Annotated in this window: 10 protein-coding genes; 9 read left to right on the top strand and 1 reads right to left on the bottom strand. The window is 59.7% G+C overall.

Features of this window, described 5'->3' with window-relative positions; all coding sequences use genetic code 11:
- The first annotated feature begins 23 nt into the window (after positions 1 to 23).
- The gene (locus CKW26_RS07635) at positions 24 to 788 is read left to right on the top strand and encodes an ABC transporter ATP-binding protein (protein WP_007912705.1); all 765 of its coding nucleotides are present in this window, start codon (positions 24 to 26) and stop codon (positions 786 to 788) included.
- Positions 789 to 1,033: 245 nt separating this feature from the next.
- Complete coding sequence (gene argR / locus CKW26_RS07630) at positions 1,034 to 2,026, top strand: transcriptional regulator ArgR (protein ID WP_176471324.1); 993 nt, start codon at positions 1,034 to 1,036, stop codon at positions 2,024 to 2,026.
- Positions 2,027 to 2,033: 7 nt separating this feature from the next.
- Here argR and CKW26_RS07625 read toward each other — a convergent pair whose 3' ends face one another.
- Entirely contained in the window at positions 2,034 to 9,821 is a 7,788-nt protein-coding gene (locus CKW26_RS07625) for a dermonecrotic toxin domain-containing protein (RefSeq protein WP_095048122.1), read from the bottom strand.
- Positions 9,822 to 10,125: 304 nt separating this feature from the next.
- On the opposite strand from CKW26_RS07625, the gene CKW26_RS07620 reads away from it, so the two are divergent.
- The 7 genes from CKW26_RS07620 (at position 10,126) to astE (ending at position 18,005) form a co-directional block, all read left to right on the top strand.
- Positions 10,126 to 11,346: an aspartate aminotransferase family protein gene (locus CKW26_RS07620; RefSeq protein WP_008077923.1), complete on the top strand. Its 1,221-nt coding sequence runs from the start codon at positions 10,126 to 10,128 to the stop codon at positions 11,344 to 11,346.
- A 215-nt stretch (positions 11,347 to 11,561) separates the two neighbouring features.
- A complete protein-coding gene (gene aruF / locus CKW26_RS07615; protein ID WP_007951057.1) occupies positions 11,562 to 12,581 on the top strand; it encodes an arginine/ornithine succinyltransferase subunit alpha in 1,020 nt (339 codons plus the stop codon).
- A 51-nt stretch (positions 12,582 to 12,632) separates the two neighbouring features.
- On the top strand, positions 12,633 to 13,658 hold the full coding sequence (astA, locus tag CKW26_RS07610; protein WP_095048121.1) for an arginine N-succinyltransferase: 1,026 nt from the start codon (positions 12,633 to 12,635) through the stop codon (positions 13,656 to 13,658).
- The gene (gene astD / locus CKW26_RS07605; RefSeq protein WP_176471327.1) at positions 13,655 to 15,124 is read left to right on the top strand and encodes a succinylglutamate-semialdehyde dehydrogenase; all 1,470 of its coding nucleotides are present in this window, start codon (positions 13,655 to 13,657) and stop codon (positions 15,122 to 15,124) included. The genes astA and astD overlap by 4 nt, the downstream gene beginning before the upstream one ends.
- 163 nt (positions 15,125 to 15,287) lie before the next feature.
- Positions 15,288 to 16,634: an N-succinylarginine dihydrolase gene (astB, locus tag CKW26_RS07600; RefSeq protein ID WP_095048119.1), complete on the top strand. Its 1,347-nt coding sequence runs from the start codon at positions 15,288 to 15,290 to the stop codon at positions 16,632 to 16,634.
- A gap of 57 nt (positions 16,635 to 16,691) precedes the next feature.
- The gene (locus CKW26_RS07595) at positions 16,692 to 16,982 is read left to right on the top strand and encodes a hypothetical protein (protein WP_016983958.1); all 291 of its coding nucleotides are present in this window, start codon (positions 16,692 to 16,694) and stop codon (positions 16,980 to 16,982) included.
- Between the two features lie 12 nt (positions 16,983 to 16,994).
- Positions 16,995 to 18,005 (top strand): succinylglutamate desuccinylase, encoded by a 1,011-nt coding sequence (gene astE, locus CKW26_RS07590; protein WP_095048118.1) that lies wholly within the window; start codon positions 16,995 to 16,997, stop codon positions 18,003 to 18,005.
- Positions 18,006 to 18,093: the final 88 nt, after the last annotated feature.

Here is an 18,093-nt window from a genome sequence, read left to right as displayed (position 1 = left end):
CTGTTTTTGTGAGAACCGACCGCATGTACAAACTTGAAGTCCAAGACCTGCATAAACGCTATGGCAGTCACGAAGTGCTCAAGGGCGTGTCCCTGAAAGCGGCAGCCGGCGATGTGATCAGCATCATCGGCTCCAGTGGCTCCGGCAAAAGTACTTTCCTGCGCTGCATCAACCTGCTCGAGCAGCCGCACGCGGGCAAGATTCTGCTCAACAACGAAGAGCTGAAACTGGTGGCGAACAAGGACGGCGCGCTGAAAGCCGCTGATCCGAAACAGCTGCAACGCATGCGTTCGCGCCTGTCGATGGTGTTCCAGCATTTCAACCTGTGGTCGCACATGACTGCTATTGAAAACATCATGGAAGCGCCGGTTCACGTACTGGGCGTACCCAAGTACGAAGCCCGCGAAAAAGCCGAGTACTATCTGAACAAGGTCGGTGTGGCCCATCGTAAAGACGCGTTCCCGGGGCACATGTCCGGTGGCGAGCAGCAGCGTGTGGCGATCGCCCGTGCGCTGGCGATGGAACCTGAGGTGATGCTGTTCGACGAACCGACTTCAGCCCTCGACCCGGAGTTGGTGGGAGACGTGCTGAAAGTCATGCAAGCGCTGGCTCAGGAAGGTCGCACCATGGTCGTGGTCACGCACGAAATGGGCTTTGCCCGTGAAGTGTCGAACCAGTTGGTGTTCCTGCACAAAGGTGTTGTTGAAGAAAGCGGCAACCCGCGTGAAGTGCTGGTGAATCCGCAGTCTGAACGTTTGCAACAATTCCTCTCGGGCAGTTTGAAATAAATCAGGGCTGCCGTTGTGCACCGCGATAGTGCATGCTTCGCAGCCAGTAGGCTGGCTTCAATTTCCTGTAGGAGCTGCCGAAGGCTGCGATCTTTTGATCTTCAACAACAAGATCAAAAGATCGCAGCCTCGTTTCACTCGACAGCTCCTACAGTTGATCGGTGTTGGTCTCAGATTTGTGTTCATTTACGGGCTAGCATTGGCCCATGCCTTCATCACTGTTCTTCGTTTCGGATCGCCCGCCCATGACTGCCCATCGAATTGGTTTCCTGATTTGGCCCAGCACTAAAGCGTTGACGCTGGCGCTGGCGGAGGAAGCCTTGCGTGTTGCTCAGCGTGTGCACCCGGAGGTGGTTTACGAGCTGTCGTTCCTGCAGGCGGAAGCCGTGACCGCAGCGGCGGCCGAAGGCGCCTGGCAATTGCCCGGTGAAGCCTGGACCGGCAAACTCGAAAACTTCCAGAAACTGTTCCTGCTCGCTGACGAGCCGCCGACCACATTGGCGCCGGCACTGAGCAGTGCGCTCAAGCAATTGGTACGTGCGGGTACGGTCATCGGCGGTCTGTCGGCCGGTGTCTATCCGTTGGCGCAACTGGGGTTGCTCGACGGTTATCGTGCTGCCGTGCACTGGCGCTGGCAGGACGATTTCGCCGAGCGTTTCCCTAAAGTCATTGCCACCAGTCACCTGTTCGACTGGGATCGCGATCGCCTGACCGCGTGCGGCGGCATGTCCGTGCTTGATCTGCTACTGGCGGTATTGGCTCGCGATCACGGTGCAGAGTTGGCCGGAGCGGTTTCGGAAGAACTGGTCGTTGAACGCATTCGCGAGGGCGGCGAGCGTCAGCGCATCCCGTTGCAGAACCGTCTCGGCTCCAGCCATCCGAAGCTCACCCAAGCGGTGTTGCTGATGGAAGCCAACATCGAAGAACCGCTGACCACCGACGAAATCGCCCAGCATGTGTGCGTGTCCCGTCGCCAGTTGGAGCGGATCTTCAAGCAATACCTCAACCGTGTGCCGAGCCAGTACTACCTGGAGCTGCGCCTGAACAAAGCCCGGCAGATGTTGATGCAGACCAGCAAGTCGATCATCCAGATCGGCCTGTCCTGTGGCTTCTCCTCGGGGCCGCATTTCTCCAGCGCCTATCGCAACTTCTTCGGTGCCACGCCGCGGGAAGATCGCAACCAGCGGCGCAGCAGCAGCCCGTTCGAGTTGTCGTCAGTGCCGCCAGAACGTGGCTGACGGCGGGTCAGCTATGCCTTGCCGATGGTAATGGTCGCTCCTCGCCATCGGAAAAATCCGAATCCACGAAGTCGTCAAGTTCGCGCCGAACCCCCGTCCTCCATCTTTCGTTCATTTGCTCGTTAAACGCCGTGGTGTATCTGTCCAGGCGTTGCTGACTTTCCGGGTGAAGGGGGTTGTCGTCGAAGTTGTATTCGGTCACGGCGTCGCCGGGCTGTGAAGGAAACTCGCCTGGCAACTCGGTAATCGCGTTCCCGGACAAGTCCGCGCTCGTCAATCGAGGCAGCTCGAACAGACCGTCAGGTACCTTGCTCAAGGCGCAATTGCCGAGACGCAGATTGTCCAACTGCGGGAGATGCCTCAGGTCTGGAGCAATGTTGAGCGGATTGTTGCTCAGGTCCACGGAACTCAGGTTTTTCCAGCCTGCGAAGGCCTCTGCAGCCGGTTCCGTCAGGGTGATTCCACAGTCGGGCAGATGCAGGCTGCGCAGCCTGTCCATAGCGAAGATCGGGGCGGGAATCTCGCCCAGCGGAAATTTGCGGATGTCGATGTCTTTGAGCTTGGGAAAAAGCTCCAGCAGACGATCAACCCGAGGCGGGGCGGACGCTTTGGTGGTCAGATTCAATTTTTCAATGTGGTCAAAGCGTGCGGTCAGCGGCGGCAGCTCACCGGTAAACGACAACTCGCAGTAAACCGCTGGATCTGTCAGGAACGTGGGCGTTAGGCGCAGTTCCTTTTCCAGGTTGAGCCTGAAGGTTTGGCGATTGAGTTTTTCCGTCGCTGCAGCGTCGTTCCCAAGTGGCATCTGCGTTACAGGATCGCTGGGAGGCTCATTTGCCCAGGTGCCCAGGCGGTCGAGCAGGCCGGTCAGCTCGGTTTTGCGGCGCATCAGCTCAAGACGTCCATCGGCCAGCGTACCCGGAAGGCTGTAGATAAGATCGTTGGCGTCGAAACCGGACAGCGATGGGTAAAGACTTTGAGCCAGTTCGATGTCGTCCTGTCGAGCGGAGATACCAAAGTTGTCGGCCTTGGCCTGGAAAGCGGCTTTGACTCGTTCTCTGGAAGCCTCTGACAGCGGGTTGCTGCCCAGTTCCATGCCGCGACCCGAATAACGCGTCAGTTCCGCCGGCAGTTCGATGATGTTGTTGTCGCTCAGCAACGCCACTTCCAGATGCGGCAGCTGTTCCAGCCCGGCAGGCACACTATCGATCCCGGTGTTGATCAGATCGATGAACGTCAGGTTTTGCAGGGCCGATACATCGGGCGTGGCCTGCAATGTGTTGCTGTACAAGTCCAGCGATTTCAATCGGGTCAGCGTGGACAGGATCGCTTGTCCTTCAGGATCCAGAGTGATCTGGCACTTGCTCAGCATCAACGTTTCGAGCGACGGCAGGCTTTGAAGCGCTTGAGGTATGCGGCCGAGGCCGAAGCCCTGCAGTTCCAGTCCCTGCAATCCGCTGAAGCTTCTGAGAAAACCCCCGGAAACCTTCAGCCCTGGATTGCCCTGAAGATTGAGATGCGTGATGTGAGTGAAATCAGTGCTCAGCTCCGGTAACTCACCGGTAAACGCCGGCTTGGCATCGAAGGTGTTGAACCGTAGTGCTGAATTGTCGTTACGCCGGCCGCGCCAGAGTTGCTCAAGCTTGTCGCTGAATTCTTGTCTGGCGGCGAGTTCTGTGGCTTTTTCCTGAGCAGTCCATGGCAGTTCAGTCAACGGATTGTTGACCGGCAGACGCTCACGCCACGCGTTGAGATCACCCATCATTCGGGCGATTTCTGCCTCCCAACTGAGCAGTTGAGTCGTGCCGGCCAGCAATGTCCCGGGCAGGCGATAAATCATGTTGATGGCCGCGTTGTCACCCAGTCGCGGGAACAGTCTTTGCGCCATGGCAATGTCAGCCGATGCCGGTTTGACCCGGAAGTTGCGTCCCTGTGTGGCGTAGTAGCGCTTGATGCGCTCGCGAGCATTCAAGGACAGCGGATTATCGTTCAGATATACGCCGTCGGCCTGATCGGCACTCAAGCTGAAAAAAGTGTCCGGCAGCTCGGTGATGTTGTTGTTATTGAGATGGAGAATTTCAAGAGCCGGATGCTCGGCGATACCCTCGGGCACGCTGCTGATATCTGTATGGGCAAGTGAAACGCTCGTCAGGTTTGGCAAGGCGTTCAAATCAGGTGCGATTGTCAGCGGGTTGTGGCTCAGATCGAGCAACTGCAGTTTGGACATGGCACCGAGCAGTTGCTGCCCTTCAGGCGTGAATGTCAGCGCGCAGTCAGTCAGTTTGAGCTCTTTGAGATCCTTGAGGCGCCCGACGAATGAGGGGATGTCATCGAGCGCGAAGGCTTTCAGTTCCAGCGCCTGAAGATTCGGGAACAAGGCAGCAAATGAATCGATGCCTGTGGTCGTTGCATTGTCTGCAAGCTTGAGGCTTGTCACGTGATCGAAGTTCACAGTCAGGCGGGGCAGTTCGCCGAAGAACTTCAGGTCTGTCGCAAAAGACGCGGTGCGCGCGCCGGTGTCAATTGACCTTTCACGCCAGAAATCCTCCATGAGCTCCTTGAAGGCGGAACGCGCGTCTTGTTGCTCCAGACGCTCGCCTTCGCTAAGCACCTGACCTGTAACCGGGTGCGCTGATGGAGTTTCCAGTGCCCAGCGCGCCAGATCCTCGCGCATCTGTTGCAGCTCCGCTCTCCAGCGCACGAGTTGTTTTCGACCGCCGGCCAGGTCGCCAGGCAAGTCGTAGATCATCTCGCTGGCCTCTTGGGCGTTCAGACCGGGAAACAACTGCCGGGCGAGGGCAACGTCTTGCTCGTCAGCCAGTACGTCAAAGTCGTTTCGATGGCTGCGGAAGTAATTCTTGATCTGGTCGCGGGAGGCTGCCGATAGCGGGTTGTCGGCAAGGTCAATAGCGTCACTGCGATCGGCGGGAAGGTCGAACAGCGCGTCAGGCAGTTGCGTGATGCGGTTCCCCGCAAGCACCACGGTTCGAAAACCTGGATGGCTGGTCAATCCTTCAGGCACGACGGTCAGCCCGCAGTTGGACAGGTCGAGATCGTCCAGTTGGGGCAGCAGGTTCAGGTCGGGGAACGTCCCCAGCGGATTGTTACTCAAGTTCAGCGAGTCGAGGCTGTCGAGTGAAAGCAGCACAGCCTGATTTTCCGGGGTCATGACCACGCCACAATTTTTCAGCTCCAGGTCGGTCAGTCGAGGCAGTTTTACTTCGCCAAGCGCAAGCGGCTCCAGTTCGAAGCCGTTCATTTTCAGCTCGGCCAGGTTCGGGAAGCACTCGACGAAGCGCAGGGCGTTGGTGATATTGGCGTTGCCGTTGAGGTCCAGCCGGGTAACGTGCTCGAAACCGGCGCTGAGCGTCGGCATATCCCCCGTGAACGTTGCCGTTGCCCTGAGTACTTTAAGGCGGTAGTAGCCGGGCGGGCTGCGCCAGAGCTGCTCGATCTGTTGCGCAAAGGATCGCCTGGCGTCCAGTTCGCGGGTTTGTGCTTCAAGGGGCAGACGTTCGCCCGTCTCAGGGTCAAGGACGGCGGCCTGGTTGGTCCATTGATTGAGTTCGAGGTTCAGGGCGCCGAGTTCATCTTCCCAGCGCGACAACTGTGCACCGAATTCGGCCAACGGCCCGGGCAGTCGGTACAACACCTGTGTAGCTTTTTCAGCATCAAGGGCTGGGAACAAGGCGATCGTGCGCTGCAGATCTTCCTGTACAGGCCGTACACCGAAGTACTTTCCGGTGTGCTCGAAGAACACTTTCACCCGTTCGCGAGAGGCCGCACTCAACGGGTTGTCAGCAAAGGTGTAACCGTCGCTGAGGGAGCTGGGCAGGTTGAAAAACCTTTCCGGTATCCGGGTGATGCGGTTGCGATCGAATTGCGCCGAGATCAGGCGTGGATGATCCAGCAAATCGTCGGGCACCGTGTAAATACCGGTATTCGACAGATTGACGTAACGCAATGCAGGCATCGAGTGCAGGTCCGGCGGCAAGCCCAGCGCGTTGCCTTCCAGATCGAGCAGAGTGAGTTGCGGCATAGAGGCGAACACCGACTCGGTGACCGTTGTCAGGCTGACTCGGCAATCGCGTAATCTCAATTCGCGCAGCGAGCGCATCGAGGTCAGCGCTTGTGGCAGGCTTGGCAGGTTGAGGTTGCGCGCATCCAGAATCTGCAACTGACTGAAAGACTGCAAAAAGCGCTCGACCGAGGTGGTCATGGGGCTGCCATCAATGCCGAGCGAAGTGATATGACTGAAATCGCTCGAGAGGACGGGCAAGTCGCCGATGATGGCGTGCTTAAGCAGCACGGCGTGCCCGGCGGCGAAGCCCTGTTGATCGTAGTGCGTGACGTTCTCCCGTCGCCAGCTTTTGAGTAACTCGTCCCTGAGCAACCTGCGGTTCTGGATTTCGGCGCGCTTCTCCAGCGGCGTGAGCGCCATGCCGGTTTCGGGGTGAATGGCGGGCGGATTGTTGGCCCAGACATGCAGTTCGTTCTGCAATTGCAGGTAGTCATTTTGCAAGCGAAGTATCTCTGCGCGCGGGCCAGAGGGACTGCGTAGCATGCTTTCGGCGAGATAACCCACCTCACGGTTCGACATTCGCGGATAGAGCACCCGGATGTCTTCTTCGAGTGTGCGCGGTTGGGAACTGGGGCGCGGCGGACGTGGTGGCGCAGGGGGATAACCATCGGTCCCCAGCAGCCGCAGTGTGTCGACAGCCGACGGTTGGGTCGGCGTATCGCCGATCACCTGACGCAACTCGTTGCGCTCAAGCGTACGTTCGCGAATGGTCGCCTTCAGCGCCTGGCCCTGGCCAATCCGGATGTCGAGGTTCTGGCGCTCGCTGTCGGGTAATGCGTACAACAGGCTGGAATAGAAATCGCTGAACGAATGCAGCTGCTGCCCACGATCGTCGTAAGGTTGATATTGGCCATCGTCGCGGCGAACCAGAACCTTGTGTGCGACTGCATCTTCACGGCCGATGGTGTCCAGTAACGGGCCCTCGTAGCGCCTGTCCCGGATCTCGATGCGTACATCGCCGCTCCAGCCTGGCAACAATTTGAGGCTGTGCAGCGCCAGAGAGTCGGAGTCGGAATTGCTCACCGAGTCCAGCTCCAGGCCTTCATAGGCGCGGGTAACGCGCACCTCCTGACTGGCCATCTGCATGAGTGCCTGCTGGCGCGCGGGCAATTGTCCTTCGTTGATCTGCAACAGTTCGCTACCGGTCGCGGTATCGAGCAGTTCGCGGGTGATGCTGGCCGGCAGTTCGGGAGGGTGGGCCTTGAGTCGTGTCGCCAACGGATCATCGAGGTGCTGAAGGGCCTGATAACGCGTCTCGAACAGCGCGCTCCTGTTGCGTTTGGCGAGATCGGCCACTTGCTTGCGCAGGTTCTGGCTGCGTACCTCGACGGACTGCGTCGGTCCCGCAAAGGGTTCGTTCAACAAGGCTTTGATCTGCGTCTCGTCGAGGCTATAGAGCAGGGTTTTAAGCACGTCGTCACCGAGCAGTCTGTCCTGGCGCAGTTCGGTCACGGGCAGGCTTGTGTCCGCAGACGATTGCCACAGCCGCTGCCCTTGTCGATCGAGCAGACGCAGGCACTTATCGCTTGGCCAACGCCCGTATTCGCTGAGCACCTGCAGCTGTGTGACCGGGTCGGCGCGCAAAAACTCTTCGGCGACATGGCTGTCGAGCTGATCGATGAAGCGTTGCAACTGCTGATCAATCTTGAAGCGCTGGATACTGTCGGCAAGCAAAGGCGGGACTTTTTCCTGATTGACATGCATTTTGCGCAACGCGTCTTCGCTGGTTCCGCTGATCCGCAAGACGGTTTCGCGCTCGTTCGGCGACAGGCTCTCGACGGAAGAACCGATACGGCGCAGAACCGTCTCGCCATCCCATTCCAGCGGTTGCTCGAGTTCAGTGTGCCAGGCGCCTTCGCCATTGTGGCGCACCACCGGTTGGTAAGCGTCGGGGCGGCTCGGGTGTTCAATGCGGTACTGCCCCGGCACCTGGCTTTCTTTTACTGCAAAGTGGGCATCCTCCAAGGGCAGCAGGCGCTTGCCCTGATGCGTGTGCAAACCCAGCGCATCGGGTTGCGAATCTGCCGTTGGAACCTGCGGGTGCTTGTAGCGTTCGAGATCCGGCTCCCAATAGCGGGTCTTGCCACTGGCCAGTTTTACCGGTTTGAAGCGGTCGATGAACGCCACGACTTCCTTGGGCAAAATCTTGCGGAACTCGGCCGCGCCAATCTTGCCGCCCACGGCGAACAGGCCCAACTGGATCATCGATTCCACGGTGCCCATCAAGAGTTCCAAGGCTTCGGTCGTTCGCCCCTGCGCCCACTCGATGACGCCTTCGAACGCTTCATCGAGCATTTGATAGGCCATGTACGCCATCATGGCTTCACCCAGCACCGGCACGAACGGCGCAACGATCAGCGCGGCGGTCTGCACGATGGTGGAAATGATGTTGCTCACCGAGTCCCAGAAGGCCCAGCGCGCTTTTTGGTCGACCACCGCGGTGGGTACGGCGATCACCCTGGCGTCATTGAAGATCTTGTTCAGTTTCGCGTGATGGATGTGTTGCCAGAGATTGTCATGGAACGCGGTCAGCGTGGTTTGCAGATCCGGGCGCTCGACAGCGGTGTCGCGCCATGCGGGCAGCGAGCTGCCGGACTCGGGCGGGTGCCACATGATCTGGCTCAAGCGGCTATTGAGGGTGCTGAAGAAAACACCTCGATGTTCGTGGTTCACGAATCGGCTGAAAAACTGCTGGTAGTCTTTCGAGCGCAACTGGCGGGTCAGTTCAGCGACCAGGTCGTAGGTCGAGGCGTATTCCTTGAAAGGGTGCTCGGGATCATCGGGGACATAAGCCACCACCCGTGCCGGGTCTGGCGAGGCGTACAGGTCTGGGGCAAACACGACGATACCGGTCAGCGGTGCGCACAGCATCCCCATGTCATGGCACAACACCGCTGCCCCGCTGATGTACAGGCCTTTCATGCCGTCGAGCACGGCATCGATCAAGCGAAAATAGCTTTCCGACACATCGCGGTTCATCCGCGCCCACTGCAGGGCGGCTTTCATCGCGGCTTTCTGGCTGTCATCGATTTTGTTGCGCAGCACGGTGGCCACCATCGGATCGGTATAGCCGAGGTTGTCTTTGAGATGGGCCTTGTATCGCGCGCCGATGTCCAGTCTTCGGCACAATCGGGTGAAAGCGGCGATGCTCATTTTCGCCTTGATCGCCGGCAGGGGACTGAACTGGCCGCTGACGGTGGGACGAGTGACGAAGGTCGAGTCAGCTTCGAAGGCATCGTCACGGGTTTCCGATTCCTCGAAGTTGTGCAGCGCGGCCTCCAGTAACGACACGGTCCAGGCGCGCGTGCCGGTGCGGATCGGAAACCACGGAGTGGTTGCGGGGATGTACAGGCGCACGAAGGTGTTGCGCACATCCAGGTCCAGGCCGAACCAGTTTTTCAGTTCTTGCTGGAGCAAGGGCTCGGCAAAGGTGCTGGCGTCCTGCAAGTGCTCCAGGCTTTGATCGACCTTGCTTTGCGCGGCCCATTGCGTGGCGTTGAGGCTATTCATCTGCTGATGTTGCTCGGCAGGTGCCGACTGGAGAGTGAGGGACAGGCGCGGCAGGCTGTTCCTGAGTGCCAGGCGGCGAGTCGGTGTCGCGGCGCCGAGCCAATCGGGCAAGGCATTTTTCAGCGGCAGGTAATGATCGTCTGGATGCAGCGCGTTGTTCGTGGCGGTCGAGGCTGTCGGAGGGTGTCGCTGAGTCAGGTGCATGGGCCATTCCTTGGCGTTGAAAAGAACGCGCAGCAAATCAGCAACCGGCCACCCTTGTGCGGTACATATTTATATCTTTGTCGCAGGGTTGAGTTGGTATTCTCTGCAGCCTGCCGCAAATCGACGGTGCCAGTTAAACTGCGCCTTTGCGACGCTATATGTCGCATTGCCGTAAACCCGGGAAAATCCGGGGTTTGCGCTATAAGAAGTTGTCGCTTGGCGACAAGGCCGGGCTGAAAACTGTCCTTACAATCCTCACCAAGCTCGCCAGTTTCAGGCGAGTGTTCCTCTTCAGGAGACTCCGATGTCCGTTGAGCACGCTGCGGTACAACGCGCCGATTTCGACCAGGTAATGGTTCCCAACTACGCGCCTGCCGCTTTCATTCCGGTGCGTGGCGCCGGTTCCCGCGTCTGGGATCAGGCCGGCCGCGAGCTGATCGACTTCGCCGGCGGGATTGCCGTTAACGTATTGGGCCATGCGCACCCGGCGCTGGTCGGTGCACTGACCGAACAGGCGAACAAGCTGTGGCACGTGTCCAACGTGTTCACCAACGAACCAGCCCTGCGCCTGGCGCACAAGCTGATCGATGCCACGTTCGCCGAGCGCGTGTTCTTCTGCAACTCGGGCGCTGAAGCCAACGAGGCCGCGTTCAAGCTGGCCCGTCGCGTTGCGTTCGACCGTTTCGGCACTGAGAAGTACGAAATCATTGCGGCGCTGAACAGCTTCCACGGTCGTACCCTGTTCACCGTCAACGTCGGTGGCCAGTCGAAGTACTCCGACGGTTTCGGCCCGAAAATCACCGGCATCACCCACGTGCCTTACAACGACCTGGCCGCGCTGAAAGCTGCGGTTTCCGACAAGACCTGCGCGGTCGTGCTGGAACCGATTCAGGGCGAGGGCGGCGTACTGCCGGCCGAACTGGCTTACCTGCAAGGTGCCCGCGAACTGTGCGACGCGAACAACGCGCTGCTGGTGTTCGACGAAGTGCAGACCGGCATGGGCCGCAGCGGCAAGCTGTTCGCTTACCAGCATTACGGCGTGACCCCGGACATCCTGACCAGCGCCAAGAGCCTGGGCGGCGGTTTCCCGATTGCGGCGATGCTGACCACCGAAGCGCTGGCCAAACATCTGGTCGTCGGCACTCACGGCACCACCTACGGCGGCAACCCGCTGGCGTGTGCGGTCGCTGAAGCGGTGATCGATGTGATCAACACTCCTGAAGTGCTGAACGGCGTGAACGCCAAGCACGACAAGTTCAAGGCGCGCCTTGAGCAGATCGGCGAGAAATACGGCCTGTTCACTCAGGTGCGTGGCCTCGGCCTGCTGATCGGTTGCGTGCTGAGCGATGCCTGGAAAGGCAAGGCCAAAGACATCTTCAACGCCGCTGAAAAAGAAGGCCTGATGATTCTGCAAGCCGGCCCGGACGTGATTCGTTTTGCCCCGAGCCTGGTGGTGGAAGACGCTGATATCGATGCCGGTCTGGATCGTTTCGAGCGCGCAGCTGCTGCACTGACGCAAGCCTGATAGACCCTTCGGCGCCTGGAGTTTTCAGGCGTCGATCAAAATTTTATGCCGGACCAGATCAACTGTAGGAGTGAGCCTGCTCGCGATTGCGGTGTGTCAGTCAACTCATTGGTTTCTGACAGACCGCAATCGCGAGCAGGCTCACTCCTACATTGATCTCCATGTAGGCCCGGTTATTTTTTTTCTGTGAATTTATAAGAGAAAGGAGTGACACCATGCTGGTGATGCGCCCCGCGCAAATGGCTGATCTGGGCGAGGTACAGCGTCTGGCTGCGGACAGCCCGATTGGTGTCACTTCCTTGCCGGATGACGTGGAACGTCTGAGCGACAAGATTGCCGCGAGCGAAGCCTCGTTTGCTGCCGAAGTGAGCTTCAACGGTGAGGAAAGCTATTTCTTCGTCCTCGAAGACACCGCCACCGGCAAGCTGGTCGGCTGCTCGGCGATTGTTGCTTCGGCCGGTTACTCGGAGCCGTTCTACAGCTTCCGCAACGAGACGTTCGTGCATGCCTCCCGTGAGCTGAAGATCCACAACAAGATCCACGTGCTTTCGCAGTGCCACGACCTGACCGGCAACAGCTTGCTGACCAGTTTCTACGTGCAGCGCGAGCTGGTCGGTTCGCCGTGGTCCGAGCTCAACTCCCGTGGCCGTCTGCTGTTTGTCGCCAGTCACCCGGAGCGTTTCGCCGATTCGGTGGTGACCGAGATCGTCGGTTACAGCGATGAGAACGGCGACTCGCCATTCTGGGATGCCATTGGTCGCAACTTCTTCGACCTCAATTACGCTGAAGCCGAGCGTCTGTGCGGGCTGAAAAGCCGTACGTTCCTCGCCGAGCTGATGCCGCATTACCCGATCTACGTACCGCTGCTGCCGGATTCCGCCCAAGAGGCGATGGGCCAGGTGCACCCGCGTGCGCAGATCACCTTCGACATCCTGATGCGCGAAGGCTTCGAGACCGATCACTACATCGACATTTTCGACGGTGGTCCGACCCTGCATGCACGTGTGTCGGGGATCCGTTCGATCGCTCAGAGCCGCGTGGTGCCGGTGAAGATCGGCGAGCCGGTGAAAGGTGCCGGGCGTCAGTATCTGGTGGCTAACGCGCAGCTGCAGGATTACCGCGCGGTGTTGCTGGAGCTGGATTACGCGCCGGGCAAACCGGTGACTCTGGATCTGGAAGCGGCCGAAGCCCTGGGCGTCGGTGAAGGTGCCAGCGTGCGCCTGGTGGCGGTTTAACGCCTTAGCGAGTTTCACGGGTGGCGAAGGCGGCCCGTTTGAGGAGATAGCATGATTGTTCGTCCCGTACGCAGCAGCGATTTATCCGCTCTGATCGACCTGGCCCGCAGCACCGGCACCGGCCTGACCACATTGCCGGCCAACGAAGAACGTCTGGCCCACCGGGTCGGCTGGGCCGAGAAGACCTTTCGCGGCGAAGCTGGCCGTGGCGACGCGGACTACCTGTTCGTGCTCGAAGACGACGATGGCCGCGTGGTAGGGATTTCCGCCATTGCTGGCGCCGTTGGTCTGCGTGAGCCGTGGTACAACTTCCGTGTCGGTCTGACCGTCAGCGCTTCGCAAGAGCTGAACATCTACCGCGAGATCCCGACGCTGTTTCTGGCGAACGATCTGACCGGCAATTCCGAGCTGTGCTCGCTGTTCCTGCACGCCGATTACCGCAACGGTCTGAACGGTCGCATGCTGTCGAAGGCGCGCATGCTGTTCATCGCGGAATACCCTGAATTGTTCGGCAACAAGATCATCGCCGAAATGCGCGGTGTGTCCGATGACGCCGGCCGTTCACCGTTCTGGGAAAGTCTCGGTCGTCACTTCTTCAAGATGGAATTCAGCCAGGCCGATTACCTGACCGGTGTCGGCAACAAGGCGTTCATTGCTGAGCTGATGCCGAAATTCCCGCTGTACACCTGCTTCCTCTCCGAAGGCGCACGTAACGTCATCGGTCAGGTGCACCCGGACACTGAGCCGGCATTGGCGATGCTCAAGAGCGAAGGTTTCAGCTACCAGGGTTACGTCGACATCTTCGACGCAGGTCCGGCCATTGAATGCGAAACCGGCAAGATCCGCGCGGTACGTGACAGTGAAGCGCTGGTGCTCGCTGTTGGCACACCGGGCGAAGACGCCACGCCGTTCATCATCCATAACCGCAAACGCGAAGACTGCCGCATCACCGCTGCGCCGGCGCGTCTGGCTGCCGGCACCCTGGTGGTCGATCCGCAGACCGCCAAACGTCTTCAACTCAACGCTGGCGATCAAGTGCGCGCCGTGGCGTTGTCCGCTGCACGGGAGTCGAAATAATGAATTCGCTATACATCGCAGGTGAGTGGCTGGCCGGTCAGGGCGAAGCCTTTCAATCGCTGAACCCGGTGACCCAGCAAGTGCTGTGGTCGGGGGAGGGTGCTACGGCTGCGCAGGTTGAGTCGGCTGTGCAAGCTGCGCGTCAGGCGTTTCCGGGTTGGGCACGTCGCACGCTGGACGAGCGCATCACTGTGCTTGAGGCTTTTGCCGCGTCGTTGAAAAGCCACGCTGACGAACTGGCTCGCACCATTGGTGAAGAGACCGGCAAACCACTGTGGGAATCGGCGACCGAAGTGACCAGCATGGTCAACAAAATTGCCATCTCGGTGCAGAGCTACCGTGAACGTACCGGCGAGAAGAGCGGCCCGTTGGGCGACGCCACCGCCGTATTGCGCCACAAACCACACGGCGTGGTCGCGGTGTTCGGTCCTTACAATTTCCCAGGGCACTTGCCGAACGGCCATATCGTTCCGGCGCTGCTGGCCGGCAACAGCGTGCTGTTCAAACCCAGCGAACTGACCCCGAAAGTCGCCGAGCTGACGGTCAAGTGCTGGATTGAAGCCGGTCTGCCGGCGGGCGTTTTGAACCTGTTGCAAGGTGCGCGCGAAACCGGCATTGCGCTGGCGGCGAACCCGGGCATCGACGGCCTGTTCTTCACCGGTTCGAGCCGCACAGGCAACCATCTGCACCAGCAGTTTGCCGGGCGTCCGGACAAGATTCTGGCGCTGGAAATGGGCGGTAATAATCCGCTAGTGGTTGATCAGGTCGCGGATCTGGATGCGGCGGTTTACACGATCATTCAGTCGGCATTCATCTCTGCCGGCCAGCGTTGCACCTGTGCACGCCGTCTGCTGGTGCCGCAAGGCGCGTGGGGCGACAGCCTGCTCAAGCGTCTGGTGGAAGTCAGTGCGAGCATTGAGGTCGGTGCATTCGATCAGCAACCAGCCCCATTCATGGGCTCGGTGATTTCCCTCGGCGCGGCGAAAGCGCTGATGGATGCTCAAGAACATCTGTTGGCCAACGGCGCCGTGTCGCTGCTGGAAATGACTCAGCCGCAGGCCCAAGCCGCGCTGCTGACCCCGGGAATCGTCGATGTCACCGCAGTTGCCGATCGCCCGGACGAAGAGCTGTTCGGCCCGTTGCTGCAAGTAATCCGCTACACCGATTTCGAAGCGGCGATCGCTGAAGCCAACGACACTGCTTACGGCCTGGCCGCAGGTCTGTTGTCGGATTCTGAAGCGCGTTATCAGCAGTTCTGGCTGGAAAGCCGCGCCGGTATCGTCAACTGGAACAAACAACTGACCGGTGCTGCGAGCAGCGCGCCGTTCGGTGGTGTCGGCGCTTCGGGCAACCACCGCGCCAGCGCCTATTACGCGGCGGATTACTGCGCGTACCCGGTGGCCTCGCTGGAAACCCCAAGCCTGGTGTTGCCTGCTGCCCTGACGCCCGGCGTGAAGATGGCGTGATGCCCATTCGCGAGCAGGCTCGCTCCCACAGGTTCAGTGGTGTTCACACATATTGTGTTCAACATAAATCCTGTGGGAGCGAGCCTGCTCGCGAAGGCCGCGCCTCGGTCTAAAAGAATAGTTACTGAAGCCTATAACAACAGATTCTCGTGGAGCCTCGCTGATGAAATCCTATGAAGTCAATTTTGACGGTCTAGTGGGGCCGACCCATAACTACGGCGGTCTGTCCTACGGTAACGTTGCCTCCCAGAGCAACAGCCAGCAGTCTTCGAACCCGAAGGAAGCGGCCTTGCAAGGTCTGGCGAAGATGAAAGCGCTGATGGAAATGGGCTTTCAGCAGGGCGTGCTGGCGCCACAGGAACGTCCGGACGTGGCCGCCCTGCGCCGTCTGGGCTTCAGCGGCACCGACGCGCAAGTGATCGAGCGCGCCGCCAAAGAGGCGATGCCGCTGCTGGTCGCCAGCTGCTCCGCGTCGAGCATGTGGGTGGCTAACGCCGCGACTGTCAGCCCGAGTGCCGACACCGCAGACGGTCGCGTGCATTTCACCGCCGCCAACCTCAACTGCAAATACCACCGCAGCATCGAGCACCCGACCACCAGCCGTGTGCTCGGCGCGATGTTCGCCAATCAGCAGCACTTCGCGCATCACGCGGCATTGCCAGCGGTAGCGCAATTCGGTGACGAAGGCGCGGCCAACCACACGCGTTTCTGTCGAGAGTATGGCGAGGCGGGCGTCGAGTTTTTCGTGTTCGGCCGCAGTGCGTTCGACAACCGTTTCCCGGCGCCACAGAAATACCCGGCGCGCCAGACCCTCGAAGCCTCGCAAGCGGTCGCGCGTCTACACGGTCTGCGAGACGAAGGCGTGGTTTACGCGCAGCAGAACCCGAACGTGATCGATCAGGGCGTGTTCCACAACGACGTGATCGCCGTCGGTAACGGTGAAGTGTTGTTCTATCACGAAGATGCATTCCTCGAGACCGATCAGATGCTCGCCGAACTGCAAAGCAAGCTCGCCAAAGTCGGCGGCAACTTCCAGTCCGTGTGTGTGCCGCGTTCGGCAGTCACCGTGGATGATGCGGTGCGTTCCTACCTGTTCAACAGCCAGTTGCTCTCGCGTCCTGACGGCTCGATGCTGCTGATCGTGCCGCAAGAGTGCCAGGCCAACGAGCGCGTCTGGGCTTATCTGCAAAGCCTGACCAGCTCCGGCGGTCTGATTCGCGAAGTGAAAGTCTTCGATCTCAAGCAAAGCATGCAGAACGGTGGTGGCCCGGCGTGCCTGCGACTGCGCGTCGCGCTTAACGAAACCGAACTGGCGGCGGTCAACCCAGGGGTTATCATGACGCCACCGTTGTACGGTTCGTTGACCGCATGGGTTGAAAAGCACTACCGCGACCGCCTGAGCGAAACCGATCTGGCGGATCCGCAATTGCTGCTTGAATGCCGGACGGCACTGGATGAACTGACGCAAATCCTTAAACTGGGCGCGGTTTATCCATTCCAGATCAATTGATGGCCGGCGCGTCGCCAGAACGCGGCGCGCGGCTTGTCTCCCCAAGAGAGTAAAAACATGAGCGATTCCCTGCAGTTGATCCTTGAAGACACCGACGGCACGCAACTGCAAACCTCGTGCACCCGCGTCGCGGTCATGTGGCAAGGCAAAGAGCTGTGGATCCAGCAGGACGGCCGTGGCCAACTGCTAATTGGCGTGGACGTTGAAGAAGGTGACGCCGAGTACGCCAACCTGCTGCTGCGCCCATTGGCGACTAATCTGGTAAGTCTGCAACTGGAAATGGAACCGGCTGACGTCGGCGACGACGAAGACCACGTGCACGGCCCGGATTGCAACCACGATCACTAAGGAAACCGCTCTATGCTCGCCCTCGGCAAACTGCTTGAACTGACCCTCGCCGGCCGTGAACCGGCGGAGAAGACTCAACTGACTGTCGAAGGCGTGCGTATGCGCTGGTTGAGCGAAGGTGCGCTGGAAGTCCGGCCACCGCAAGCGCGCGACAATGGCCTGGACCTGCTGCTGTCGGCAGGCATCCACGGCAACGAGACAGCGCCGATCGAGTTGCTTGATCGGCTGCTGCACGATATCGCTCGCGGTGACCTGAAGCCGCGCGCACGCATTCTGTTCCTGTTCGGCAACCCGGAAGCGATTCGCAAGGGCGAGCGTTTCGTCGAGCAGGACGTCAATCGGCTGTTCAACGGCCGTCATGAACAAAGCAGTGGCAGCGAAGCGCTGCGTGCCTGTGAGCTGGAACGTCTGGCGGCGAGTTTCTTCAGCCTGCCGGATCGCCAGCGTCTGCACTACGACCTGCACACGGCGATTCGAGGCTCGAAGATCGAGCAATTCGCGTTGTATCCGTGGAAGGAAGGTCGCCAGCATTCGCGTCTGGAGCTGGCACGTCTGCGTGCTGCCGGGATGGAAGCGGTGCTGTTGCAGAACAAACCGTCGATCGTCTTCAGCTCGTACACCTACGACAAGCTCGGTGCCGAGGCTTTCACGCTGGAACTGGGCAAGGCGCGGCCGTTCGGGCAGAACGACGGGGTCAATGTCTCGCTGCTGGAAACCCGTCTGCAGCAGATCATTGAAGGCAACGAGCCGCAGATGGCTGAGCAGGGGCTGGACGGTTTGCAGCTGTTCAGCGTCGCCCGGGAAATCATCAAGCACAGCGATGCATTCCGCCTGAACCTGCCGCAGGACATCGAAAACTTTTCAGAGTTGGAAGTGGGTTACGTGCTGGCCGAGGATTTGGCCAATACCCATTGGGTGATTGAGGAGGAGGGAGCACGCATCATCTTTCCCAATCCCAAGGTCAAGAACGGCTTGCGCGCGGGCATCCTGATCGTGCCGGCCACCGACGAAAACCTCGCCTGACAGCGATCTCTAAACCGGCACAAACCCAATGTGGGAGCGAGCCTGCTCGCGAAAGCGGTCTATCAGTCAACTTATCATCGACTGGCAG

Source organism: Pseudomonas sp. Irchel s3h9 (genome assembly GCF_900187475.1).
Classification (GTDB): domain Bacteria; phylum Pseudomonadota; class Gammaproteobacteria; order Pseudomonadales; family Pseudomonadaceae; genus Aquipseudomonas; species Aquipseudomonas neuropathica.
Note: the sequence above shows the minus strand (reverse complement) of the source record. Positions and strands in the feature narration are given on the sequence as shown.

Coding starts and splice junctions, on each gene's coding strand:
- CKW26_RS07635 (WP_007912705.1), top strand. CDS start 24: ATGTACAAACTTGAAGTCCAAGACCTGCATAAACGCTATGGCAGTCAC.
- argR (WP_176471324.1), top strand. CDS start 1,034: ATGACTGCCCATCGAATTGGTTTCCTGATTTGGCCCAGCACTAAAGCG.
- CKW26_RS07625 (WP_095048122.1), bottom strand. CDS start 9,821: ATGCACCTGACTCAGCGACACCCTCCGACAGCCTCGACCGCCACGAAC.
- CKW26_RS07620 (WP_008077923.1), top strand. CDS start 10,126: ATGTCCGTTGAGCACGCTGCGGTACAACGCGCCGATTTCGACCAGGTA.
- aruF (WP_007951057.1), top strand. CDS start 11,562: ATGCTGGTGATGCGCCCCGCGCAAATGGCTGATCTGGGCGAGGTACAG.
- astA (WP_095048121.1), top strand. CDS start 12,633: ATGATTGTTCGTCCCGTACGCAGCAGCGATTTATCCGCTCTGATCGAC.
- astB (WP_095048119.1), top strand. CDS start 15,288: ATGAAATCCTATGAAGTCAATTTTGACGGTCTAGTGGGGCCGACCCAT.
- CKW26_RS07595 (WP_016983958.1), top strand. CDS start 16,692: ATGAGCGATTCCCTGCAGTTGATCCTTGAAGACACCGACGGCACGCAA.
- astE (WP_095048118.1), top strand. CDS start 16,995: ATGCTCGCCCTCGGCAAACTGCTTGAACTGACCCTCGCCGGCCGTGAA.